Here is a 25,431-nt window from a genome sequence, read left to right as displayed (position 1 = left end):
ACGACCAGTTCTTACAGACTATTGAAGACGCGGTTTTCTTGTTCCTGTACGCGAATAAAGGTTGTCCGTTTGGTCAGCTCTTTCAGGCGGGATGCACCGACATAAGTACAGGCTGAACGCAGGCCGCCAAGGATATCACGAGCGGTGTTATCAACCGGGCCACGCAGTGGCAGCTTAACGGTTTTACCTTCAGCGGCACGATATTGAGCAACACCACCAACATGGCGCGTCATCGCAGACTCAGAGCTCATACCGTAGAACAGCATGAATTTCTCACCGTTCTCTTCAACGATTTTACCGCCGCTTTCTTCATGACCGGCCAGCATGCCGCCGAGCATCACGAAGTCCGCACCACCGCCAAACGCTTTTGCCACATCACCAGGCATTGTGCAGCCACCGTCGCTGACAATCATGCCGCCCAGGCCGTGCGCTGCATCAGCACATTCAATGACGGCAGAAAGCTGTGGATAGCCAACGCCGGTTTTTACGCGGGTGGTACATACAGAACCTGGGCCAATACCCACTTTGACGATATCAGCACCGGAAAGGACCAACTCTTCACACATCTCGCCGGTGACCACGTTGCCAGCACAAATCGTTTTTGTCGGCCAGGCCGCACGTGCTTTCGACACAAACTGAACAAAATGCTCTGAGTAGCCATTTGCCACATCAATGCAGATAAAGTTCAGCGCTGGATTCAGTGCCAGAATCTGTTTGGTTTTTTCGAAATCAGTGTCCGACGTCCCGGTTGAAACCATCACGTGTTTCAGTACATCGGCAGAGGAGCCCGCAATGAAAGCGGCCCAGTCTTCAACGGAATAGTGTTTATGCACAGCGGTCAGGATGTCGAAGGAGGCAAGTGCCGTTGCCATGGCAAACGTCCCGACGGTGTCCATGTTCGCGGCGATAATCGGCACGCCGGACCAGGTCTGACCTGAATGTTTAAAGGTGAATTGACGTTCCAGTTCAACATCGGAACGACTTTTGAGAGTAGAACGCTTAGGGCGGATAAGAACGTCTTTGAAACCTAACTTCAGATCTTCTTCGATACGCATGTGCGGATTCCTGGGGTTAATGGCGAAAAATCGAAACTCACAACTCCAGTGACGCTATCATACGCACTAATCAATGCCGCGCAAGACTGCGAAATTCTCTTTTTTTACGCTACAATCCCATAAATTTACCTGGCGATTAGTAGGTTAATCCTGCATCAGCTTCGCCTTTGCATGCTTAATTTTTAACTGTTTGATAATCAAACCAAAACTCCAGGATCTGGATCTATGAGGTATACGGTAGCCTTAACCGGCGGCATTGGCAGTGGTAAAAGTACCGTTGCAAATGCATTCGCTGACCTCGGAATAAACGTGATTGATGCGGATATCATTGCGCGCCAGGTGGTCGAACGCGGCATGCCTGCCCTACGGGCAATTGCAGAACATTTTGGCTCCGACGTTATTGCTGCGGATGGCTCGTTACAACGGCGAATTTTACGCGAACGCATTTTTTCGGATCCTGATGAGAAAAAATGGCTAAATGCCTTACTCCACCCACTTATTCAGCAGGAAACACAGCGTCAGTTTCAGCAAGCGACCTCCCCTTATCTGTTATGGGTCGTCCCCTTGTTGGTAGAAAACGCCCTGTATGAAAAAGCCGATCGCGTACTCGTCGTGGATGTCACCCCTGAGACTCAACTCAGGCGAACCATGCAGCGTGATGATGTTACGCGCGAGCACGTTGAACAAATTTTGGCTGCCCAGGCAACACGTGAAGCGCGCCTTGCCGTGGCAGATGATGTTATTGATAATAATGGCGCACCGGATGCCATCGTCTCGGATGTCGCCCGCCTGCACGCGCTCTATTTGCAACTCGCGTCGCAGTTTGTCTCACAGGAAAAACCGTAATGCACACCCAGGTCCTTTTTGAACACCCTCTCAATGAGAAGATGCGTACATGGCTGCGCATTGAGTTTCTGATCCAGCAACTCTCCATTAATTTGCCCATTGTGGATCACGCAGGTGCACTGCACTTTTTCCGCAATGTGGGGGATTTACTGGATGTATTTGAACGTGGCGAAGTCCGTACTGAACTCCTCAAAGAGCTGGAAAGACAGCAGCGAAAACTTCAGGCCTGGGTTGAAGTTCCCGGCGTCGATCAAAGCAGAATCGACTCTTTACGTCAGCAGTTAAAAAGTGCGGGCAGCATTCTGATTTCAGCCCCGCGCATTGGACAAACCCTGCGTGAAGACCGTCTGATTGGCCTTGTTCGTCAGCGTTTAAGTATTCCCGGCGGATGCTGCAGTTTTGATTTGCCGACTTTACATATCTGGCTGCACCTGCCACAGACTCAGCGTGACGCGCAGGTTGAGACCTGGCTTGCCAGCCTGAATCCTCTCAACCAGGCATTGTCTCTGGTGCTGGATTTAATCCGCAACTCTGCACCGTTTCGTAAGCAAACCAGCCTGAATGGTTTTTACCAGGACAACGGCGATGATGCAGATCTATTGCGTCTACAATTGCCGCTCGCTTCGCAGCTTTATCCGCAAATATCAGGTCATAAGAGCCGCTTTGCCATTCGCTTTATGCCGCTGGATAGCGAGAACGGTCAGGTACCTGAACGCCTCGATTTCGATCTGGCGTGCTGTTAAGGAGTTAAGATGTCTGAACAAACTATCGTAAACTGCCCAACCTGCGGTAAAGCTGTCGTGTGGGCAGAAGTCAGTCCGTTTCGTCCATTCTGCAGCAAACGTTGTCAGTTAATTGACCTGGGTGAATGGGCCGCGGAAGAGAAGCGAATCCCAAGCTCTGGCGATCTATCAGAAAGCGACGACTGGAGTGAAGAGCAGAAGTAATTCTGCTAATACGGTAGGCCGGATAAGGCAACGCCGCATCCGGCCAATTATGGCGGGGGCGCTACGCTTGCCCGCCCTACGTTTTAGTTCGTAGGCCTGATAAGCGCAGCGCCATCAGGCAAAACAACATAAAATGCCGGATGCGGCGTTGCCTTATCCGGCCTGCTACACCATTAGCCAGCAATCAACTTTTCAATGACCGGTGCATTCGCAGGCGGGAAATCGTCCGTATTTAGCGCATCTTGCGCAATCCACTGAGCGGGTTGCCCCTCTTTCCCCCACGGTTCACCTTCCCAGCTTTCAACCAGCCAGAACCACAGTGTGATATGCCGGTCCGGAAACTGGTACTCCAGTTTTTCGAACAGTGAGCAATTAACGGGTGTAATCCCCACCTCCTCCTGTAACTCACGACTTAACGCCTGCTCTGGTGTTTCACCCGGTTCAATTTTACCGCCGGGAAATTCCAGTTTGTTTGCCATGTGAGCATCGGCGGCACGCTGAGTGATAAAAATCTCGTTGTGCTTATTACGAATAATTCCAACCGCGATTTGCAGTACTTTCATATTTATCGTCCATAAAAAAGGCGCAGAATTCTGCGCCTTTTTAGTGAGGTATTTTCTTAGCTCAGACGGCCATGGCACTGTTTGTATTTTTTACCGGAACCGCAAGGGCACGGATCGTTACGTCCCACTTTACGATCGCCGGTCTGTGCAGCCAGCTCTTCTGCAACAGCAGACTCATCATCTTTGTGGCTCAGTTGCTGCATCTGCGCTAAACGCTCAGCATCTTCGCGACGCTGCTGCTCCATTGCTTCGACTTCTTCAGGCATACGCACCTGCACTTTGCTCAGGGTGCTGATCACTTCATATTTCAGTGACTCCAGCATAGAGGCAAACATGGAGAAGGATTCGCGTTTATATTCCTGCTTCGGATCTTTCTGCGCATAACCACGCAGGTGGATCCCCTGGCGCAGGTAATCCATCGCCGCAAGGTGCTCTTTCCACAGGGAATCGAGCGTTTGCAGCATCACACCTTTTTCAAAGTGACGCATCATTTCTGCGCCTACGACTTCTTCCTTGCGATGATAGACCTCTACAGCGTTGGCGAGAATACGTTCACGCAGCGTCTCTTCATGCAGTTCAGGCTCTTTATCCAGCCACTCTGAAATCGGCATTTCCAGATCGAAGTCGTTTTTCAAACGTTCCTGCAGACCCGGAATATCCCACATCTCTTCCAGAGACTGAGGCGGAATGTACGCATCAATAGTCGCTTTGAAGACATCTTCGCGAATACTGTTGATGGTTTCACTAACGTCAGTCACGTCCAGCAGTTCGTTACGCTGGGTATAGATAGCGCGGCGCTGGTCATTCGCAACGTCATCGTATTCCAGCAGTTGCTTACGAATATCGAAGTTACGGCTCTCTACTTTACGCTGGGCATTAGCAATAGCTTTCGTTACCCATGGGTGTTCGATTGCTTCGCCTGGCTTCATACCCAGTTTACGCATCATGCCCGAGACACGGTCGGAGGCAAAAATACGCATCAGCGCATCTTCCATCGACAGGTAGAAACGAGAGGAACCCGCATCACCCTGACGGCCGGAACGACCGCGTAACTGGTTATCGATACGACGAGATTCATGACGCTCAGTACCGATGATATGTAAACCACCGGCAGCCAGCACCGCGTCGTGACGCACCTGCCACTCGGCTTTGATCTGTGCAATTTGCTCTGGCGTCGGATCTTCCAGCTCGGCAACTTCTGCCTGCCAGCTACCACCCAACACGATATCAGTACCACGACCGGCCATGTTTGTGGCAATAGTGACAGCTGACGGGTAACCCGCCTGAGCGACGATTGCCGCTTCGTTAGCGTGGAACTTGGCGTTCAGCACGTTGTGCTTGATACCCGCTTTGTTCAGCTCGTTGGAAACCACTTCAGACTTTTCAATGGAGATCGTACCCACCAGCACCGGCTGACCATTCGCGGTACGCTCTTTAATATCTTCGATAATGGCCTGAATTTTTTCCGCTTCGGTCATGTACACCAGATCCGGTAAATCCTTACGAATCATCGGACGGTTAGTTGGCACCACTACGGTATCCAGTTTGTAGATAGAGCTGAATTCGAACGCTTCAGTATCTGCCGTACCAGTCATACCGGCCAGTTTTTCGTACAAACGGAAGTAGTTCTGGAAGGTAATGGAAGCCAGCGTCTGGTTTTCGTTCTGGATTTCTACGCCTTCTTTGGCTTCAACAGCCTGGTGCAGACCGTCGGACCAGCGACGCCCCTGCATGGTACGACCCGTGTGTTCGTCGACGATGATAACTTCGCCGTCTTTCACAATGTAGTCTACATCACGGGTGAACAGCACATGTGCGCGCAGTGCGGCAGTCACGTGATGCATCAGCATGATGTTGCCCGGAGAGTACAACGACTCGCCTTCATCCATAATGCCTTCTTTCACCAGCAGTTCTTCAATCAGAACCAGACCACGTTCGGTAAGGTTAACCTGGCGCGCCTTCTCATCGACAGAGAAGTGGCCTTCGCCCTGGAACGTGTCAGAATCTTCCTTCTCCTGACGGATCAGGTTTGGAATGATTTTGTTCACTTTCTTGTACATTTCCGAGCTATCTTCAGCCGGGCCGGAAATGATCAGTGGCGTACGCGCTTCATCAATCAGGATGGAGTCGACCTCATCCACCAACGCATAGTGCAGTTTACGCTGAACGCGCTCTTCCGGGCTAAACGCCATGTTGTCGCGTAGATAGTCAAAGCCGTATTCGTTGTTGGTACCGTAAGTGATGTCAGCGTTGTAAGCTTCACGCTTGGCCGGTGCTGGCAGACCTGACATATTGATACCTACGGTCATGCCGAGGAACTCAAACAGTGGGCGGTTATTTTCGGCGTCACGCTGAGCCAGATAGTCGTTCACGGTAACCACGTGTACACCTTTCCCGCTTAATGCGTTCAGGTAGGCCGGCAACGTTGCGGTCAGTGTTTTACCTTCACCGGTACGCATTTCAGCGATACAGCGATCGTTGAGGACCATACCGCCCAGCAACTGCACGTCAAAGTGACGCATACCGAACACACGCTTACTGGCTTCACGGACGACCGCGAATGCTTCCGGGATCAGGCTTTCAACGCTGGCGCCTTTTTCCAGACGCGCGCGGAATTCCGCAGTCTTCGCTTTCAGCTCGTCATCGGAGAGTTTTTCCATCTCCGGTTCCATCGCGTTAATGACGTTGACCACTTTGCGCATACGACGCAGCGTACGCTCGTTACGGCTACCGAATACTTTCGTTAATAATTTGATTAGCATAATAAAATCTCAAACGCCCCGCGGTGCGGAGTCAAAAATTATAAGTTGGAAGGTTCTTTTTTAGCTGAGGCGTTGAGGGCCAGCGCGGATCCCCTGCTGCTGGCTTATCCAGACAGGAACACTAAACGCGGCCTGAGAAGTGAAATGGGCATATGTCACGCGACTGACAGTCGCCGGTGGTCTGCCTTCCTGCGTCAGCAGCGCGCTGAGCGTATTCAGTAAAGCAAGATGATGCGCCTGGATTGGCAAAGGTTCTTCGGCAACGGGCAGTGCCTGAGGAGCCATTGCAAAGGAAAGATGACGTATAACCGTACGAATGGCATGCTGGTGCCAGTAATCGACAGTAAAATTCGGGCGACGGTTAGTGGCTTCCAGCAAAGCAAGCTGGCTAAAGTTAACCTTAGCGGATTGATCGTGGTTGCTGGCGGTCGCTTTCGCGGGCGTATTCGGTTCAGCGGCATTACCGATCGCGGGCAGGCCAAAACTCGCCGCGACCATCCCTAATAAGAGATGCGGCCAGAAGTACCGTCTGCCTAACTGTCGCCAGCGCGTCAGTATTCCACTCACGTTAGTGCCACCTGATCTACCCTGCATTTGGGGTTTTAAATTCAAAACGATTTTTGCGCACAAATCTTATCATTAAAGCGTGCACTCCACAGCAGTAATGACAGCAAGTCGCGGTTAAATATGCTTAAGAAAGCATCGATCGCGCTGTATTTTAATCTGACAGCGGGGAAAAAGTCGCATCGGAAAAGACGGTGAGCTATCGGAGGATAAAAAAAACGACTGGCTCACCTGGCCGGAGAGAGTGCCAGATTAACCAGTCGAATTTATGCGACAGATATACACTTCATCTTTCAAGCTGCCTCTTTGTTGGCTGCTTTCTCTCACCCCAGTCACGTACTAGTGTACGCTCCTGTGGATTCGTTCAGTTGCCGCCTTGATGCAACTTGAATGATTTTGTGTATAGTTATTACGCCAGTACAGTCGAAGGCGCTTTGAACGCCAGCGGCAGTTCTGCGTCGTCCTGGAAGGTCACATATTCCCAGGCTTCCTGTTTTGCCAGGACCGCCTGCAACAGTTTGTTATTCAATGCATGACCGGATTTATACGCGGTAAATGCACCAATAATGTTGTGACCACACATGAACAAGTCACCGATCGCGTCGAGCATTTTGTGACGAACGAATTCATCTTCAAAACGCAGGCCGTCTTCGTTCAGTACGCGATAATCGTCAACAACGATGGCACAATCGAAGCTGCCGCCCAGGCACAGGCCGCGGGACTGCAGATATTCGATATCACGCATGAAGCCGAAAGTACGCGCACGGCTGATCTGGCGCATGAACGCATCAGCAGAGAAGTTCATCGCATAGCGCTGCGTGCTGGAGTCGATCGCCGGGTGGTTAAAGTCGATGGTGAAATCCAACGTAAAACCATTATACGGCTTAAACTCAGCCCACTTGTCGCCATCTTCGACGCGAACAGTCTCTTTGATGCGGACAAATTTCTTCGCACTGTTCAGTTCTTCAATACCTGCGTCAAGCAGCAGGTAGACGAACGGAGCAGCACTACCATCCATGATCGGGATTTCCGGGGCATTAACCTCAATAACGATGTTATCGATACCTAAGCCCGCCAGAGCAGCATTAAGGTGCTCAACGGTTGAAATCCGCACATCATGCTCGTTGACCAGACACGTACAGAGCATGGTATCACGCACAGATTTGGCATCGGCCGGGAAATCTACCGGAGGATTCAAGTCGGTGCGACGATAGATGACCCCGGTGTTGGCCGGCGCAGGGCGTAATGTCAGGGTGACTTTTTTGCCGGTATGTAAACCGACACCAGTCGCCTGAACGATACGTTTAAGAGTCCTTTGTTTGATCATCGTATAATCTCGCCAAATTACCTATCCAACCGAAGTGTACTATACATTCGGTGGGCCAGTTTAGCACAAAGAGCCACAATTCCCAAATTCCAGCTAATTCTTAATCAGCTTGCTTACGCAGGAATGCAGGGATATCCAGATAATCCGGTTCTTTAGTGGTCTGCGGCGTATTGTCGTTAACCACCTTCGCTACCGGCTTCTGCTCTTGCGTCAACGGCGCCATACCGTGCTGCTGGTAACGATCCATTACCGGCTGCTGAACCTGCTTGTTGGTCACCAGTGTGATTTCAGGACGCTTGTCCATACCAATTCCAGTGGCAACAACGGTAACGCGCAGTTCGTCGTTCATATCCGGGTCCAGAGAAGTACCGATAACCACGGTCGCGTTATCCGATGCAAATGCACGAATCGTGTTACCTACGGTTTCGAACTCATCCAGGCGCAGGTCGAAGCCCGCAGTAATGTTTACCAACACGCCACGCGCGCCAGACAGATCAATATCTTCCAGCAGAGGCGAAGAGATAGCCATTTCAGCCGCTTCTTCTGCACGATCTTCACCGCTTGCCACGCCAGAACCCATCATCGCATAGCCCATTTCGGACATTACGGTGCGCACGTCGGCAAAGTCGACGTTCATCAGGCCCGGACGGGTGATCAGTTCAGCGATACCCTGGACTGCGCCTTTCAGCACGTCGTTCGCTGCGCCAAACGCATCCAGCAGGGAGATACCGCGACCCAGTACTTTCAGCAGTTTGTCGTTCGGGATAGTGATCAGAGAGTCCACATGTTTGGACAGCTCGGTGATACCCTGCTCCGCAAATGCCATACGCTTTTTGCCTTCAAAATTGAAAGGCTTAGTCACGACAGCAACGGTCAGAATACCTAAATCTTTTGCCACTTCAGCAACCACTGGCGCTGCACCGGTCCCGGTACCGCCGCCCATGCCTGCTGCGATAAACACCATGTCTGCGCCGTCAAGCGCTGCACGCAGAGCTTCACGATCTTCGTCTGCCGCATTGCGACCGACTTCCGGGTTTGCACCCGCGCCCAGACCCTTGGTGATGCCGCTACCAATCTGAATGGTCTGTCCAACCGCCGTTTTACGCAACGCCTGAGCGTCGGTATTCACCGCGAAGAATTCAACACCTTCGATGCGCTCACGCACCATGTGTTCAACGGCATTACCGCCGCCGCCGCCGACGCCGATGACTTTAATCACCGCGTCATTGGTCAGTTCCATAGGTTCAAACATAGTTTCTCTCTCCGTTGTGCCTGTCGCCTGAGACCGTAATCGATGCCGGTCTCATAAAAAATTAAAACTCTTTTCGCAGCCAGCTATTGAGTCGTTTAATCCACGAGCCAACTGATGCCGTTACACGTTTTTCAACTTCAGCTTCACCACTTAAATGGGATTCTTTCCCGTAATGAAGCAACCCCACTGCCGTTGAATAATACGGCTCCTGGGCATAATCTGTCAGACCGGTAATATTGAGCGGCGCACCAATACGCACCTGCGTATGGAACACGCGCTGAGCGCAGGCCGCAAGACCTTCAATTTGCGCAGCACCACCGGTTAACACAATCCCCGCCGCCAGATGATGTTTCACACCCTGCTGGCGAAGTTGTTCCTGTAATTGCAAAATTTCTTCGTTGACCAGGTTAAGCAGCTCGGTATAACGCGGCTCAATGACCTCAGCCAGAGTTTGACGTTGCAGACTGCGTGGCGGACGACCACCGACGCTTGGCACTTCAACGCTCTCATCTTTGCCAACGATAGAACCCAGCGCACAACCATGACGAACTTTAATAGCTTCAGCATCGCTCGGCGGCGTACCAAAGGCATACGCAATGTCGCTGGTGACCACATTCCCTGCATAAGGGATTACTTTGGTATGGCGCAACGCCCCGCCAGTATAAACGGCGATGTCCATTGTACCACCACCAATATCGACCACGCAGACACCCAGCTCACGTTCGTCTTCCGTTAACACGGAATAACTGGCTGCCAACCCGGCAAATATCAGTTGGTCAACTTTCAGTCCACAGCGTTCAACGGCTTTGACGATATTCTTCGCCATGTCGTTGTGGCAGGTAATCAGATGTACTTTTGCCTGCATACGCACGCCGGAAAGACCGACCGGATTTTTAATACCCTCCTGGTAGTCAATCGCGTATTCCTGTGGAATAACATGCAGTACACGATGCTCATCGCGCACACGTACGGATTTTGCCGTATGCACAACATTTTCCACATCTTCCTGGGTCACTTCCTCTTCGGAAATGGGCACCATACCAATTTCATTCTGACAGCTAATATGTTTACCTGAAAGCGCCAGATACACCGAGGAAATCTGGCAATCTGCCATCAGTTCAGCCTGGTCAATGGCGCGCTGTACGCATTTCACCACTGACTCAAGGTCATTCACCCCGCCTTTATCCATACCTCGCGATGGGCAACTGCCCACGCCAATGATATTGACCATACCGTCGGGCAGAACTTCCCCTACTAAAGCGGCTACCTTCGCGGTGCCAATCTCCAGTCCAACTACCAGTTTTCTGTCCGTCGCCTTGATCATTGTTGTTCTGCCTGTGCCTGATTCTGTTGCTGATTAGATTCCTCAGGAGGCAAGGGAACCCAGCCTACTGCTGCTCCTGAGTCATAACGCAAATCAACGTAGCTAATCCGTTTGCCATCGGTTTGCGCCTGCTGCTGTAAAACCGGGTAGAGTTCCACAAAGCGAGCCAAACGTTTTATCGTATCGCCCCTGCCCAGATTGAGCTTAATATCGTTATTAAGCGTTAACTGCCAGGAACGACGAGCGGTCATCGCCGCTTCCTTCAGGGTGAATCTATCCTTAGCCAGCACCTGCCCCATATCGCGGAACCCTTGCAACACTTCACTTGCGCTGCCTTCAGGGCCATACAACATAGGTAATACCTGCTTGTTAGCCCGACCGGTTGGTATGCTGAACGTATTTCCATCGGCATCCACCATATGTTGGTCATTCCAACGCGCTATCGGCACATATTCAACCAGATGAATCTTCAATTCATCAGGCCACTGCTTTCTGACACTCGCCTGCTTAATCCAGGGGAGACGTTCAATCTGACTTTGGATGATGTTCACATCCTGGGTCATAAAGGTTCCCGGTGCGCCAAGCGCCAGGATGGACTGACGAATATCGTCATTGCGCGTGTAGTGTCGCTCACCGGTCAATACCAGCTTCGACAATGGCAAACGTTGCGCATCTTCCATCCATCCCAACACGACCCAGCCGCTCACAAACACGGTGCACAGCACTGTCAGCAGAAACAGAATTCCTGCAAGACGCGTTCCATTATTGCGGCGTGAGGAGGCTACCTCGTCTTCATCACCGTTTCGCGTGTTCAGCGCAGCCTGCGACATATCAGTCCGCCAACTCCAGAATTCGTACCACCAACTGCGAGAAGCTCAGCCCCGCCTGACGCGCCGCCATCGGCACCAGGCTGTGGCTGGTCATACCCGGAGAGGTATTCGCTTCCAGCAGATAAAACTGGCCATCGCTGTCCAGCATGACGTCAATACGGCCCCAACCTTTACAGCCCAATGCGTTCCACGCTTTCAGGACTAATGCCTGTAATTCGGCCTCCTGGTCAACTTCCAGACCTGCAGGACAGAAATATTGTGTCTCATCAGACAGATACTTCGCCTCATAATCATAGAAGGTTCCCGCGGGTTGGATACGTATTGACGGTAAAATTTCTTCGCCAAGTATCGCAACTGTGAATTCCGGTCCACTGAGCCATTTTTCAATCAGTACTTCTTCATCATGCTGAAAAGCCAATGCTAATGCAGCTTGCAAAGCATTTTCTTCTTCAACTTTTGACATCCCTACGCTGGAACCTTCACGGCTTGGCTTCACAATCAACGGCAAGCCTAACGCAGAAATTCTCGTAACCACTTCATCGCTAAGTCCTTTTTCAAACTCAGCACGGGTCAATGCCACCCATGGCGCAACGGGCAATTCTGCCCCCTGCCACAGCAGTTTGCTGCGTAGTTTGTCCATTGAGATAGCCGATGCCATGACACCGCTACCGGTATAAGGCAAACCAATCTGCTCCAGCATGCCCTGTAACGTTCCGTCTTCACCACCTCGGCCGTGCAGTGCAATAAACACTTTCTGAAAACCCATCGATTTCAGAAGCGTAACGTCGACCTCTTTTGGGTCAACCGGATGTGCATCCACACCGCCTTCGCGCAAACCCGCCAGCACTGCTGCGCCAGAATTCAACGACACTTCTCGCTCTGCGGAGGTTCCCCCTAACAGGACCGCGATTTTATCAGCCATGTTGTTCTTCCTCCGGGTTTTGCGGCTTCAGTTTGATTTCAGCTAAGGAACGCGCGATTTTGCCGATATTTCCAGCGCCCTGCACCAAAATCAGATCATTACCGGTTAATACCGGTGCCAGCATTTCCGCTACCAGGGCCGGATCGGACACCAGAATAGGATCGATCTTTCCGCGACCGCGAATGGTACGGCACAGCGAACGGCTATCGGCCCCCGGAATTGCAGCTTCACCTGCGGCATACACGTCCAACATCAGCAACGCATCAACCTGTGTCAGAACGTTGGCAAAGTCGTCGTACAAATCGCGTGTACGTGTGAAGCGGTGCGGCTGGAACAACATCACCAAATTTTTGTCCGGCCAACCTGCGCGTGCGGCTTTGATCGTGGCATCGACTTCCGTTGGATGATGTCCATAGTCATCGACCAGCATCGCCGTTCCGGCTTTACCGTTTACTGGCTCCAGCGGGAATTCACCCAGGAAGTCAAAGCGGCGTCCGGTACCCTGGAAACTTTCCAGCGCGCGCAGAATCGCGTCGTCTTCAATACCCTCTTCCGTTGCCACTGCCACGGCTGCCGCCGCGTTCAAGGCATTGTGACGACCCGGCGCGTTCAACGTCACACGCAAATCGGCCATCCCCTGACGCAGCAGCGTGAAGTGACCTTGTGGGCCAATCTGTTGATAATCTTCTACGCGAACGTCAGCATCATCGCTGAAACCATAGGTGGTGGTCTGACGCCCGACGCGCGGCAACAACTCGCGGATTACCGGATCGTCGACACACATCACCGCACGCCCATAAAACGGCAAGTTGTGCAGGAAATTAATAAACGTCTGCTTTAAATTTTCGAAGTCGCCATGGTAGGTATCCATATGGTCAGCTTCGATATTGGTGACAATCGCCACCATCGGCTGCAAATGCAGGAACGACGCATCGCTCTCATCGGCTTCCGCAATCAAATAACGGCTGTGACCCAGACGTGCATGCACACCTGCTGCCTTTACCAGCCCGCCGTTCACAAAAGTCGGATCGAGGCCCGCTTCTGCATAAATACTGGAGACCATCGCAGTGGTCGTGGTTTTACCGTGGGTCCCGGCAATGGCGATGCCGTGACGAAAACGCATCAACTCTGCCAGCATCTCCGCACGGCGGATCACCGGGATACGCGCTTCATGGGCCGCAACAATTTCCGGGTTATCCGCAGAAATAGCGCTGGATACCACCACCACGCTCGCATCACGAACGTTTTCCGGGCGATGGTTGAAAAAAATCGTGGCACCCAGATTCGTCAGTTGCTGCGTAACCGGATTCGGCGCTAAGTCAGAACCGCTGATCTGATAACCTTCATTGGCCAAAACTTCGGCAATACCGCCCATACCAGCACCACCGATGCCGACAAAGTGGATGTGCCGAACGCGACGCATTTCGGGCACGATGGAACGCAGTTTTGCCAGTTGTTGTGTATTCATTCTTTAGCCATTAACTTCTCAGTTCATGCGATGCAAAAGGCATCACCACAATTACACCCGGGCAGCCCGGCTCACTTCAGTTGCAACCCGCTCAGTGGCATCCGGTATGGATGCGGCGCGAGCACGCTCTGCCATGGTTAATAAAGTTTCTCGTGACCACCCGGACAGGGTGCTGACGACGGCATCCACAGTAAACTGCGGCTGCTCAAGAATTTTGGCTGCGCCCGCTTTTTCCAGCGGCAGCGCATTCCAGTACTGTTGTCTGTCTTTATGTTGAAACGGCACGAACAGCGCGGGTAAACCTGCGGCAGCAATCTCACTCACCGTCAGTGCGCCTGAACGACAGACCACCACATCCGCCCACGCGTAAGCTGCTGCCATATCATCAATAAATTCAGTGACCTTATGCTGTGGTTGCCCCGCGTCTGCATAAGCCTGTTCCACGGTTTGCTGCGCACCTTTACCACTCTGATGCCAGATAGTCACTGCGTCGCCAAGTTTTGCGGCGACCTGCGGCAACGTCTGGTTCAGCACACGTGCGCCCTGCGAACCACCGACAACCAGCACCCGCACCGGACCTTCACGACCAGCCAGACGTTCTTCGGGTAACGGCAGTGCAAGGACATCAGTACGCACTGGATTCCCCACCACTTCCGCATTCGGGAAAGCGCCAGGGAAGGCCTGCATCACCTTCGTCGCGATCTTCGCCAGCCATTTGTTCGTTAACCCGGCGATACCGTTCTGCTCATGCAGCACGACCGGAATACCTAACGACCAGGCCGCCAGGCCGCCAGGGCCAGACACATAGCCGCCCATGCCCAGCACCACATCGGGCTTAAACTGCTTCATGATGGCGCGGGCCTGACGCCAGGCATTAAAAATACGTACAGGTGCAGCCAGCAACGCGTTGAGGCCCTTTCCGCGCAAACCGGAGATGCGAATAAAGTCAATGTCAATGCCATGCTTCGGCACTAAGTCCGCTTCCATACGATCGGCGGTGCCCAGCCAACGAACCTGCCAGCCCTGGGCCATTAAATGGTGCGCAACCGCCAGCCCCGGGAAAACATGTCCACCGGTACCGCCTGCCATCACCATTAACCGCTTCGGTTGACCACTCATCGTGCACCTCGTGTAAACGCCTGGGCTTTTTCCAGACGCGTTTCATAATCAATACGTAACAAAAACATGATGGCTGTCGACATGATCAACAAACTCGAACCACCATAACTGATCAACGGCAGCGTCAGACCTTTCGTTGGCAGCATGCCCGCCGCCGCGCCGACGTTTACCAGAGCCTGGAAGCTAAACCAAATCCCGATAGAGCAGGCTAAGAAACCTGAAAAACGGTGGTCAATTTCCAGCGCCTTACGACCGATCGACATCGCGCGAAAAGCGACGAAGAATACCATTAAAAGAGCGAGTACCACACCGATATAACCCAGCTCCTCCCCAATAATGGCGAAGATAAAGTCGGTGTGCGCTTCCGGCAAATACTCCAGTTTTTGGACTGAATTACCCAATCCCTGGCCCCACACTTCACCGCGACCAAAAGCCATCAGAGACTGTGTCAGCTGATAGCCGCTGCCAAACGGATCTTCCCAGGGATTCCAGAACGAGGTCACACGGCGAATACGGTACGGTTCGGCGAGGATCAGCAGCACGACAGCGGAAATCCCCATCCCGATGATGGCGATGAACTGCCACAATTTGGCACCAGCCAAAAACAGCATCGCCAGCGTCGTGACGAACAGCACGACCACTGTGCCCAGGTCAGGCTGCGCCAGCAGCAGTACGGCCAGAACCAGAATCACACCCATCGGCTTTAAGAAGCCGCGCAGGTTGTTACGCACCTCATCCACCTTACGCACCAGGTAGTTGGCGAGATAACAGAACAACGACAGCTTGGTAAACTCCGCAGGCTGAATACGCAGTGGCCCCAGCGCAATCCAGCGCGATGCCCCGTTAACCGAGCTGCCTACAACCAGAACGATCAGCAGCATGATGATCGACGCGATCAGCATGGTGGTGCTGTACTTTTGCCAGAACTCCATCGGCAGGCGCAGGGTAATCATCGCCAGACAGAACGCCAGAAAAATATACAGTGCGTCACGCTTAGCAAACAGGAATGGATCGCCTGCCAGACGCTGCCCAACGGGCATTGACGCCGATGTCACCATGATAAAACCGATCGCTGCCAGACCAAACGTCAACCACAACAGCATGCGGTCGTACATGATCAGGCTGTCCGCGTCTTTCTCACGCGAAGCCATCACCCAGCCTTTAAGTGCCGCAAAGACCCACGCCAGGATTCCGAGTCCCGGTACGCGCGGCAGTTTCAGACGAGGGAGAGATAATCGCATCAACCCAACTCCTTCGCCAGGTGGGTAAAGACGTCGCCACGTTGCTCAAAATTCTTGAACTGATCGAGACTGGCACAGGCGGGAGACAGTAGTACCATGTCGCCCGGTTTAACACGCGGGGCGAGCAGACGCATCGCCTGTTCCATGGTTTCTGTTTGTTCCGCCACTTCCGGTCGCAACGCGGCAAGCTGTGCACCATCACGGCCAAAGCAGTACAGTCGAATGCGATCGCCACTCAGGTAACGGCTTAACGGAGAAAAATCGGCTGATTTCCCATCGCCGCCCAACAGCAGGTGCAGAGTACCCTCAACGTGCAGCCCATTCAGCGCGGCTTCAGTGCTGCCGACATTGGTCGCTTTTGAATCGTTGATCCAACGCACACCGTTATGATTCAGTACCAGTTGGAAACGATGCGCCAGGCCGGTAAAGGTAGTCAATGCTTTCAGGCTGGATGCCCGCGGCAGACCCGCAGCATCCGCGAGCGCTAACGCTGCCAGCGCATTGGTGTAGTTATGTTGACCGGAAAGGGTCATCTCTTTCACGTTCAATACTTTTTCACCCTTCACCCGCAGCCAGGTTTCACCCTGCTGGCGGTTAAGGTGATAGTCACCCATATTGATGCCAAAGCTCACGCAGCGCTCATCGGCACCGCGAACCGGCATAGTTAACGCATCATCCGCATTGACTACGCACACTTTCGCATTCTCATAAACGCGCAGTTTGGCTGCACGGTACTGCTGCAGTCCAAACGGATAACGGTCCATGTGATCTTCAGTAACGTTCAAAATGGTTGCCGCGACAGCCCGTAAGCTGGAGGTCGTCTCCAGTTGGAAGCTGGACAATTCCAGAACATACAACTCGCGCTCAGCGTCCAGCAACATCAGTGCAGGCAGGCCGATATTACCGCCTACACCGACGTTTACTCCGGCCGCTTTCGCCATTTCACCAACCAGCGTCGTGACGGTACTTTTACCGTTTGAACCGGTGATCGCGACAATGGGGGCCTGTGCTTCGCGGCAAAACAGTTCGATGTCACCGACAATCTCAATTCCCGCATCTGCGGCAGCGCTCAGCGAAGGGTGCGCCAGGGCAATACCAGGGCTGGCGACGATTAAATCAGCGGCCAACAGCCAGTCATCATTCAGGCTGCCAACATGATGCTCAACCGCTTCCGGTAATTTATCCAGGCCTGGCGGCGTCGCGCGGGTATCCATGACGCGCGGCGTGACGCCACGTGCCAGAAAGAAATCCACGCAGGACAACCCGGTCAAACCCAGACCGATAATGACGACTTTTTTACCCTGGTAATCAGCCATGATTAACGTACCTTCAGCGTTGCCAGGCCAATCAGGACCAGCATCAGCGAAATAATCCAGAAACGCACAATCACACGCGGTTCCGGCCAACCTTTCAGTTCATAGTGGTGATGAATAGGCGCCATACGGAAAATACGCTGTCCGCGCAGCTTAAAGGAACCCACCTGCAGAATGACCGACAGGGTTTCCACCACAAATACGCCGCCCATGATCACCAGCAGGAATTCCTGACGCAGCAGCACGGCAATAATGCCCAGTGCGCCACCCAGAGCCAGTGAACCGACGTCGCCCATAAAGACCTGTGCCGGATAAGTGTTAAACCACAGGAAGCCCAAACCTGCGCCGACAATCGCCGTACAGACGATAACCAGTTCGCCGGCGTGGCGCAGATAAGGAATGTGCAGGTAGTTGGCGAAGTTCATGTTACCGGTCGCCCATGCAACCAGTGCAAAACCGGCGGCCACAAACACGGTTGGCATAATTGCCAGGCCATCGAGGCCGTCGGTCAGGTTGACCGCGTTGCCGGTGCCGACAATCACGAAATACGCCAGCAGGATGTAGAACAGCCCCAGTTGCGGCATGACATCTTTAAAGAATGGCACCACCAGTTCAGTTGCCGGGGTGTCTTTTCCTGCCAGATACAGCGCAAACGCGACCCCTAATGCAATGACCGACATCCAGAAATACTTCCAGCGCGCGATCAGGCCCTTGGTGTCTTTGCGCACCACTTTGCGGTAGTCATCGACAAAACCGATAATACCGTAGCCAACCAGCACCACCAGCACGCACCACACGTACGGGTTGGATGGGTAGGCCCACAGCAGTACGGAGATAACAATCGCAGTGAGGATCATGATGCCGCCCATGGTCGGCGTACCGCGTTTACTAAAGTGTGATTCCGGGCCGTCGTTACGCACGACCTGGCCAAATGACATTTTTTGCAAGCGGGCGATCATACGCGGGCCCATCCACAAAGAGATGAACAGCGCGGTCAGCAGGCTGACGATGGCGCGAAACGTCAGATAGGAAAAGACGTTGAAGCCGGAATAATATTTGACCAAATGTTCGGCCAGCCAAACTAACATGTTCCATTCTCCTGTAATGCGCGTACTACCTCTTCCATGGCGGCACTACGTGAACCCTTCACTAAAATCGTCATGATCTGATGTTCTGCAATCAGCGCCTTAAGATGCGCGGTCAGCGCGGTTTTATCCGCAAAATGCTCGCCAACGCCGCTGGTGTCGCTAATTGCCTGACTCAGTTTCCCTGTACTCAGCACACGGTCGATGCCCGCAGCTTTCGCAGCCATACCCACCTGTACATGGCATGCTTCGCTTTCCGCGCCAAGCTCTGCCATATCGCCCACTACCAGTACTCGGTAGCCCGGCATCTCAGACAGCACCTGTACCGCTGCGGTCATTGAGCCGACGTTAGCGTTGTAGGAGTCGTCCAGCAGCAGCTGATTTTCTGCCAGTTGAACCGGGAACAGACGCCCCGGCACCGCTTGCAGATCCTTCAGACCCGCTTTCACGGCATCTGGCGTTGCGCCTACCGCCATAGATAGCGCTGCCGCCGCCAGGGCGTTAGCAATATTGTGACGACCCGGCAGGGGCAGCAGAACATCAATGCTTCCGGTTGGCGTTTGCAGCGAAAACTCTGTGCCGTGTGAGGTCACATGAACGTTAGCCGCCGAAAAGTCGCTGTTAGCCGCATTCGGCGAGAAGCGCCAGACTTTGCGATCGCCGATGATGCTCTGCCAGTTCAACCAGTCGTTGTTATCGGCATTCATAATGGCGATACCATTCGCTGACAGGCCGGTAAAAATCTCACCTTTTGCCTTCGCCACACCTGCCAGAGAGCCGAAGCCTTCCAGATGCGCGGCGGCCAGGTTGTTCACCAGCGCCGCTTCCGGGCGCGTCAGGCCAACGGTCCAGGCGATTTCGCCCTGATGATTCGCGCCAAGCTCAATCACGGCATAGTCGTAATCGTTGTTTAAGCGCAGCAGCGTCATCGGGACGCCGATGTCGTTATTCAGGTTGCCCGCGGTATACAGGGTGTTACCACACTGGCTCAGAATGGATGCCGTCATCTCTTTGACAGAGGTTTTACCGGACGAGCCGGTAAGCGCCACCACACGAGCCGGAACCTGAGCGCGAACCCATGCCGCCAGCTCGCCAAATGCCAGACGCGTATCTTTTACAATCAGCTGCGGAAGGTCGGTATCCAGTGCACGGTTTACCAGCAGTGCGCCCGCGCCATTTTCTTTTGCCGTATCGGCAAAATCGTGGGCATCAAAGCGTTCACCTTTCAATGCCACAAATAAACAGCCTGGCGTGACTTTACGCGTATCGGTCGTGACCGCATCAAGGGTCAGATCGCCCCCTTTCAGTTCGCCGCCGAGGATTTCCGCCAGTTGACTGAGCGTTACGCTAATCATGCGATAACCCCCAGCAGACGTGCTGCCGTCACGCGGTCGGAGTAGTCGAGACGGTGTGCGCCGACAATCTGATAATCCTCATGGCCTTTGCCAGCGACCAGCACCACGTCATTTTCTTTTGCCTGCATGATGGCGCTAGTGACCGCTTCAGCACGACCTTCCATCACTTTTGCCTGCCCGGCATCCAGCATACCCGCCAAAATGTCATTGATAATGGCGCGAGGCTCTTCGGTGCGTGGGTTGTCATCCGTAACCACAACGACATCGGCAAACTGCTCGGCAATGGCCCCCATCAACGGACGTTTGCCTTTGTCGCGATCGCCGCCACAGCCAAAGACGCACCACAGCTTGCCGGTGCAATGCAGACGGGCCGCCTGCAGCGCTTTTTCCAGCGCATCCGGCGTATGAGCATAATCAACCACAACGGTGGTTTTGCCCGGCGCGCTAAACACTTCCATGCGCCCGCAGACCGGCTGCAGCTGTGCCGCCGTTTTCAGTAAATCAGTTAACGGATACCCCAACGCCAGCAGTGTGGCCAGCGCCAGCAGCAAATTGCTGACGTTAAACGCCCCCATCAGGCGGCTTTCAATTTCCCCTTCTCCCCAGGTGGAGGAAAAGCGAATCGTTGCGCCGCTATCGTGATAGTTCACCTCAACGGCTTTCAGCCAACGACCGTGGCAGTTGGGATTGATATGGTTTTCCATCGAGACAGCTACCGCATCCGGCAGCTTCGCCAGCCAGCGGCGACCCACTTCGTCATCCGCATTGACGATAGCCTGCCCACAGTGGTGCGTGGAATACAGCAACCACTTCGCGGCTTCGTAGTGTTCCATATCACCGTGATAATCGAGATGGTCACGGCTTAAGTTGGTAAATACTGAGGCCGCAAATTTCAGCGCCGCCACGCGATGCTGAACCAGGCCATGCGATGAAACCTCCATCGCGCCAAAGGTCGCGCCCTGTTCAACCAGTCCCGCCAGCACATGCTGAACGTCAACGGCGGACCCAGTGGTATTTTCCGTCGGGATCACTTTACCCAGCAGGCCATTACCTACCGTTCCCATTACCGCACTGGTTTCGCCAAGCAGTTGGCTCCACTGTGCAAGCAATTGGGTGGTGGTGGTTTTACCGTTCGTTCCGGTCACACCGACCAGACGCATATTTTCAGATGGCTCGTGGTAAAAGCGGCCTGCCAGTGCAGATAAGCGTTCGTTAAGCTGGCTGAGATAGATGACCGGAACGCCGTGCATTTCACGGATTTCGCCGTCTGCGGCCTCATCTTTTGCCTCTGCAATAATGGCAGCCACACCTTGCGCTATCGCCTGCGGGATATATCGACGCCCGTCCGCCTGATGACCCACTACTGCGACAAAGAGATCGCCCGATGCAGCCACACGGCTGTCGAGTGTCATCTCTCGCAGTGCTCGCTCCGGTGCACCCGGCACCCATGGAGCAAGAAGGTCGCGCAAATTACGATCTGCCACCTGTTGCCTCGCCTTGATTATTCACAAATTCATTTTTATCGCCCGTTGTCAGCGCATCCGGTTCGATGTTCATGGTACGCAGTACGCCGCCCATGATGGCACCGAAGACCGGCGCGGAAACGGCGCCACCGTAATATTTACCCGCCTGCGGATCGTTGATAACAACAACCAGCGCGAAGCGCGGCTGACTCGCAGGCGCAACGCCTGCGGTATAAGCAATGTATTTATTGATATAGCGGCCATCTGGCCCGACTTTTTTCGCCGTACCGGTTTTAATCGCGATGCGATAGCCTTTAATCGCCGCCTTCACGCCGCCACCACCCGGCAGCGCCACGCTTTCCATCATGTGCACCACAGTGCGTACGGTCGACTCCGGGAAGATACGCTCGCCCGGAACAGGAGGGTCAACTTTAGTAATCGACAGTGGGCGATAAACGCCATAGCTGCCGATAGTTGCGTAGACTCGCGCTAACTGTAACGGGGTTACCATTAGCCCATAGCCGAAAGAGAAGGTGGCCCTCTCTATGTCAGACCACCGTTGTTTTTGAGGATATAAGCCACTGCGTTCTCCGACCAACCCCAAATTGGTCGCTTTTCCCAGCCCAAAACGTGAGTAAGTATCTACTAACGCTGAGGACGGCATCGCTAACGCCAGTTTGGAAACACCGACGTTACTCGACTTCTGCAAAACCCCGGTAAGGGTCAATTCGCTATAACGCGCCACGTCTTTAATTTCGTGACCATTAATTCGGTAAGGAATGGTGTTAAGTACGGTATTTTCACGTACCACGCCACGCTGCAGCGCGGTCATCACCACCATCGGTTTAACGGTAGAACCCGGCTCGAAGACGTCGGTAATGGTACGGTTACGCATTGCGTCTTTCGGCGTACCGGTAAGATTATTAGGGTTGTAAGACGGGCTGTTCGCCATCGCCAGCACTTCACCGGTATTAACATCCACCAGAACCGCACTACCTGACTCCGCCTTGTTAAACGCTACGGCGTTGTTCAGTTCACGGTAGACCAGCGCCTGTAAACGCTCATCAATACTCAGCGCAAGGTTATGCGCCGCCTGGCTGTCGGTAGAGGAAATATCCTCAATGACGCGGCCATAGCGGTCTTTACGTACAATACGTTCGCCCGGTTGCCCGGTGAGCCATTTGTCGAAGCTCTTCTCAACGCCTTCAATCCCCTGGCTGTCGACGTTGGTAAAACCAATGAGGTGAGCGGTCACTTCCCCGGAAGGATAGTAACGGCGGGATTCTTCGCGCAGATGAATGCCTGGCAGCTTCAGCTTCTTGATGTAGTCGGCCATGTCAGGGTTTACCTGACGCGCAAGATAAATAAAGCGCCCTTTCGGGTTGGCATTAATTCTGCTGGCCAACTGGTCAAGTGGCAGGTTCAACGCGGTTGAAAGTGCTCTCCAACGCTCGCCAACGCTCACACCGCCTGCGTCATGAACTTCTTTTGGGTCAGCCCAAATCGCCTTAACGGGAACACTCACCGCCAGCGGACGACCTAAACGATCGGTTATCATACCGCGCGATGTGGCAACTTCCTGTACGCGCAGGGAACGCATATCGCCCTGGCGCACCAGCATGTCTGGCGCGATGATTTGCAGCCAGGCAACACGCCCCAGCAAGAAACCCAGCGCCAGCAAAATACAGCCGCACAGTAACGCAAAACGCCAACTGACAAAGTTGGCTTGTTCTTCCTGACGTTTTGGTTTGTGCGTTTTTGCCGCTGCTTTCATGCGTCGCGTTTATCCTTATTTTTGTACTACGATATTTTCTTGTGAGGGATCAACATGCTGCATTTGCAGCTTTTCCGTTGCGATCCGTTCAACACGGCTATGATCACCGAGCGCGTTCTCCTCAAGGATCAAGTTACGCCATTCGATATCCAGCGCATCTCGTTCCAGAACCAACTGCTCACGCTGCGCGGTCAGTAACCGTGTATGGTGTGCGGTTGTCACGACAGTAACCGCCGTCAAAATAATGCAAATGAACAGGCAGAGTGGCAGCTTCCCAAACCGCAAAAGATCGTCACCGATCACGCCAGGCAAAGCATGGCGCTCGTTGCTTCCTATCGATCCTTTAACTTTGCTGAGGGCTTCTGTCACTCTGCTGATCATGCGTTCGTCCTCTCTGCAATACGCAGAACTGAACTACGGGCACGAGGATTTTCAGCTACCTCTTCTTCACCCGGCATCAACTTGCCTAGTGCTCTCAACTCACGACCGCCCAGTTTTTTGATCTGCGCTTCTGTCATCGGTATTCCAGCCGGAACCTGAGGACCGCGGCTTTGTTCACGCATAAAGCGCTTCACAATGCGATCTTCGAGTGAATGGAAACTAATGATCGAAAGGCGACCACCTGGTGCCAGCACGCTGAGCGAGCTTTTTAGCGCCTGCTCTATCTCCTCCAGTTCACTGTTTACCCAAATGCGCACCGCCTGGAAGGTACGGGTCGCGGGATGTTTGAATTTGTCTTTTACCGGCATTGCTGCTGCAATGACTTCCGCCAGTTCTTTGGTACGGGTCATCGGTTCTATGCGGTTGCGCTCCACGATGGCACGGGCAATACGTTTGCCGAAGCGCTCCTCGCCAAAGGTTTTAATCACCCAGGCGATATCAGCTTCATCGGCGGTTTGCAGCCATTCAGCGGCAGACTGACCGCGCGTAGGGTCCATACGCATATCTAGCGGACCGTCACGCATGAATGAAAAGCCGCGTTCGGCATCATCAAGCTGCGGAGAAGACACGCCAAGATCAAGGAGGATTCCATCGATCTTGCCGGTAAGTCCACGCTCGGCTACATACTCAGCCAGCGCAGAAAAAGGTCCATGAATGATGGAGAAACGGGGATCGGTAATCGTCTGGGCAACGGCAATAGCCTGCGGATCGCGATCGATTGCCAGTAAACGTCCCTCTTCACCAAGCTGTGAGAGGATCAGACGTGAATGACCACCGCGACCAAATGTCCCGTCAATGTAGATGCCGTCTGGACGAATATTCAGGCCATTTACAGCTTCATCCAGCAACACCGTGGTGTGTTTATAATTTTCCATCATCTTATAGAGACAAGTCCTGCAATCGTTCCGACAGCGCGCCGGTCACAGACTGCTCAGCGTCGATATCTTCCTTGACCTGTTGATACCAGGTCGTTTCATCCCACAGCTCAAACTTATTGAACTGCCCAACCAGCATCACTTCTTTTGTCAGTCCCGCGTGTTGTCGCAGAATGGGCGCAATCAATAAGCGACCGGCGTTATCCATCTGACATTCGCTGGCATGCCCCAACAATAAGCGTTGTACGCGACGCTCAGCCGGATTCATGCTCGACAGGCGAGATAGCTTCTGCTCGATAACTTCCCATTCAGGCAGGGGGTACAGCAGCAGGCACGGGTGATGGATGTCAATGGTACAAACCATTTGACCGGTAGCGCTCTCAAGCAGTTGATCCCGATAACGGGTAGGCACCGATAAGCGCCCTTTACTGTCGAGATTAACTAACGTTGCTCCCCGGAACATGCCAGTCTCACCCCCAATCACCACTTTATCCCACAAAATCCCACTTAAAGGAGTTTACGGAGCGGAGGAAAACCTTGTCAAGCAAGTCACGGCGCTCAGCGGAGCAAAAAACCCAATGTTTACGGCTAATATCAGTGTTGAGCAAATTCCGTACAGCAAACGAAGCAAATTAACGTCATGAATATTTGTAAGAAAAAAATCCAACAACTCATCATTGTTTAAAACAACTCAATATCAACCGAGGAAAATATAAAGTGTCAGTTTGCGACGCGAGCGGCATTTTAGGACAATATGCGGCGAGATAACAGTACCAGTTCATCGGTCTGTACGGCCCGTACGGCCAAGGAAGGTGAGAGATTGCCGCAATTCGGCGGCAAAGTGTTTGTTAATTCGGCAAATCCACACAAGCATGTAACAAAATAATACAAACGTAACGCGTCGT

23 protein-coding genes are annotated in these 25,431 nt (G+C 53.2%); 3 read left to right on the top strand and 20 right to left on the bottom strand.

Annotated features, from left to right (window positions below; translation table 11 throughout):
• Positions 1 to 11: 11 nt before the first annotated feature.
• Positions 12 to 1,055 carry a GMP reductase gene (locus QMN38_RS13310; protein ID WP_271454459.1) on the bottom strand — a complete coding sequence of 348 codons (1,044 nt, stop codon included), beginning with the start codon at positions 1,053 to 1,055 and terminating at the stop codon, positions 12 to 14.
• A 225-nt stretch (positions 1,056 to 1,280) separates the two neighbouring features.
• Between QMN38_RS13310 and coaE the strand changes: the two genes are divergently transcribed.
• Genes coaE through yacG form a run of 3 tightly spaced genes read left to right on the top strand, consistent with a single transcriptional unit; the run spans position 1,281 to position 2,848 of the window.
• A complete protein-coding gene (gene coaE / locus QMN38_RS13305; protein WP_323605199.1) occupies positions 1,281 to 1,901 on the top strand; it encodes a dephospho-CoA kinase in 621 nt (206 codons plus the stop codon).
• Positions 1,901 to 2,644, top strand: a complete 744-nt coding sequence (gene zapD, locus QMN38_RS13300) for a cell division protein ZapD (protein ID WP_271440506.1) — start codon at positions 1,901 to 1,903, stop codon at positions 2,642 to 2,644. Before coaE ends, zapD begins: the two co-directional genes overlap by 1 nt.
• Positions 2,645 to 2,653: 9 nt before the next feature.
• Positions 2,654 to 2,848, top strand: a complete 195-nt coding sequence (gene yacG, locus QMN38_RS13295; protein ID WP_005124648.1) for a DNA gyrase inhibitor YacG — start codon at positions 2,654 to 2,656, stop codon at positions 2,846 to 2,848.
• 173 nt (positions 2,849 to 3,021) lie between these two features.
• Here the strand turns inward: yacG and mutT are convergent, their stop codons facing one another.
• From mutT to mraZ, 19 genes are all read right to left on the bottom strand, one after another.
• On the bottom strand, positions 3,022 to 3,411 hold the full coding sequence (gene mutT / locus QMN38_RS13290) for an 8-oxo-dGTP diphosphatase MutT (protein ID WP_271440505.1): 390 nt from the start codon (positions 3,409 to 3,411) through the stop codon (positions 3,022 to 3,024).
• A gap of 56 nt (positions 3,412 to 3,467) precedes the next feature.
• The gene (gene secA / locus QMN38_RS13285; RefSeq protein ID WP_271440504.1) at positions 3,468 to 6,173 is read right to left on the bottom strand and encodes a preprotein translocase subunit SecA; all 2,706 of its coding nucleotides are present in this window, start codon (positions 6,171 to 6,173) and stop codon (positions 3,468 to 3,470) included.
• A 60-nt stretch (positions 6,174 to 6,233) separates the two neighbouring features.
• Positions 6,234 to 6,740, bottom strand: a complete 507-nt coding sequence (gene secM, locus QMN38_RS13280) for a secA translation cis-regulator SecM (protein ID WP_271440503.1) — start codon at positions 6,738 to 6,740, stop codon at positions 6,234 to 6,236.
• Positions 6,741 to 7,146: 406 nt separating this feature from the next.
• On the bottom strand, positions 7,147 to 8,064 hold the full coding sequence (lpxC, locus tag QMN38_RS13275) for a UDP-3-O-acyl-N-acetylglucosamine deacetylase (protein ID WP_048212691.1): 918 nt from the start codon (positions 8,062 to 8,064) through the stop codon (positions 7,147 to 7,149).
• Between the two features lie 100 nt (positions 8,065 to 8,164).
• Positions 8,165 to 9,316, bottom strand: coding sequence for a cell division protein FtsZ (ftsZ, locus tag QMN38_RS13270; RefSeq protein WP_003018753.1), 1,152 nt, complete (start codon positions 9,314 to 9,316; stop codon positions 8,165 to 8,167).
• A 61-nt stretch (positions 9,317 to 9,377) separates the two neighbouring features.
• Positions 9,378 to 10,640, bottom strand: a complete 1,263-nt coding sequence (gene ftsA / locus QMN38_RS13265; RefSeq protein ID WP_003018755.1) for a cell division protein FtsA — start codon at positions 10,638 to 10,640, stop codon at positions 9,378 to 9,380.
• Positions 10,637 to 11,470, bottom strand: a complete 834-nt coding sequence (ftsQ, locus tag QMN38_RS13260; protein WP_271440502.1) for a cell division protein FtsQ — start codon at positions 11,468 to 11,470, stop codon at positions 10,637 to 10,639. The genes ftsA and ftsQ overlap by 4 nt, the downstream gene beginning before the upstream one ends.
• Before the next feature lies 1 nt (position 11,471).
• On the bottom strand, positions 11,472 to 12,392 hold the full coding sequence (locus QMN38_RS13255; RefSeq protein ID WP_271457105.1) for a D-alanine--D-alanine ligase: 921 nt from the start codon (positions 12,390 to 12,392) through the stop codon (positions 11,472 to 11,474).
• Entirely contained in the window at positions 12,385 to 13,860 is a 1,476-nt protein-coding gene (murC, locus tag QMN38_RS13250; RefSeq protein WP_323605198.1) for a UDP-N-acetylmuramate--L-alanine ligase, read from the bottom strand. The genes QMN38_RS13255 and murC overlap by 8 nt, the downstream gene beginning before the upstream one ends.
• 51 nt (positions 13,861 to 13,911) lie before the next feature.
• Complete coding sequence (gene murG, locus QMN38_RS13245; protein ID WP_271440500.1) at positions 13,912 to 14,979, bottom strand: undecaprenyldiphospho-muramoylpentapeptide beta-N-acetylglucosaminyltransferase; 1,068 nt, start codon at positions 14,977 to 14,979, stop codon at positions 13,912 to 13,914.
• Positions 14,976 to 16,220, bottom strand: a complete 1,245-nt coding sequence (gene ftsW / locus QMN38_RS13240) for a cell division protein FtsW (protein WP_271440499.1) — start codon at positions 16,218 to 16,220, stop codon at positions 14,976 to 14,978. The genes murG and ftsW overlap by 4 nt, the downstream gene beginning before the upstream one ends.
• Entirely contained in the window at positions 16,220 to 17,536 is a 1,317-nt protein-coding gene (gene murD, locus QMN38_RS13235) for a UDP-N-acetylmuramoyl-L-alanine--D-glutamate ligase (RefSeq protein ID WP_271440498.1), read from the bottom strand. Before murD ends, ftsW begins: the two co-directional genes overlap by 1 nt.
• 2 nt (positions 17,537 to 17,538) lie before the next feature.
• On the bottom strand, positions 17,539 to 18,621 hold the full coding sequence (gene mraY, locus QMN38_RS13230; protein ID WP_137383724.1) for a phospho-N-acetylmuramoyl-pentapeptide-transferase: 1,083 nt from the start codon (positions 18,619 to 18,621) through the stop codon (positions 17,539 to 17,541).
• Positions 18,615 to 19,973, bottom strand: a complete 1,359-nt coding sequence (gene murF / locus QMN38_RS13225) for a UDP-N-acetylmuramoyl-tripeptide--D-alanyl-D-alanine ligase (protein WP_323605197.1) — start codon at positions 19,971 to 19,973, stop codon at positions 18,615 to 18,617. The genes mraY and murF overlap by 7 nt, the downstream gene beginning before the upstream one ends.
• Complete coding sequence (murE, locus tag QMN38_RS13220; protein ID WP_323605196.1) at positions 19,970 to 21,457, bottom strand: UDP-N-acetylmuramoyl-L-alanyl-D-glutamate--2,6-diaminopimelate ligase; 1,488 nt, start codon at positions 21,455 to 21,457, stop codon at positions 19,970 to 19,972. Before murE ends, murF begins: the two co-directional genes overlap by 4 nt.
• Positions 21,444 to 23,210, bottom strand: coding sequence for a peptidoglycan glycosyltransferase FtsI (gene ftsI, locus QMN38_RS13215; RefSeq protein WP_271440495.1), 1,767 nt, complete (start codon positions 23,208 to 23,210; stop codon positions 21,444 to 21,446). The genes murE and ftsI overlap by 14 nt, the downstream gene beginning before the upstream one ends.
• Positions 23,211 to 23,225: 15 nt before the next feature.
• Positions 23,226 to 23,591, bottom strand: a complete 366-nt coding sequence (gene ftsL / locus QMN38_RS13210; RefSeq protein WP_000625651.1) for a cell division protein FtsL — start codon at positions 23,589 to 23,591, stop codon at positions 23,226 to 23,228.
• Positions 23,588 to 24,529, bottom strand: a complete 942-nt coding sequence (gene rsmH, locus QMN38_RS13205; RefSeq protein ID WP_271440494.1) for a 16S rRNA (cytosine(1402)-N(4))-methyltransferase RsmH — start codon at positions 24,527 to 24,529, stop codon at positions 23,588 to 23,590. Before rsmH ends, ftsL begins: the two co-directional genes overlap by 4 nt.
• Before the next feature lies 1 nt (position 24,530).
• Positions 24,531 to 24,989 (bottom strand): division/cell wall cluster transcriptional repressor MraZ, encoded by a 459-nt coding sequence (gene mraZ, locus QMN38_RS13200; protein ID WP_271440493.1) that lies wholly within the window; start codon positions 24,987 to 24,989, stop codon positions 24,531 to 24,533.
• Between the last annotated feature and the right edge of the window lie 442 nt (positions 24,990 to 25,431).

Source organism: Citrobacter sp. R-1.5.2, assembly GCF_035064245.1.
Classification (GTDB): Bacteria; Pseudomonadota; Gammaproteobacteria; order Enterobacterales; family Enterobacteriaceae; genus Citrobacter.
The sequence above is the reverse complement of the archived record's forward strand: the minus strand, read 5'-3'. Positions and strand labels throughout refer to the sequence as shown.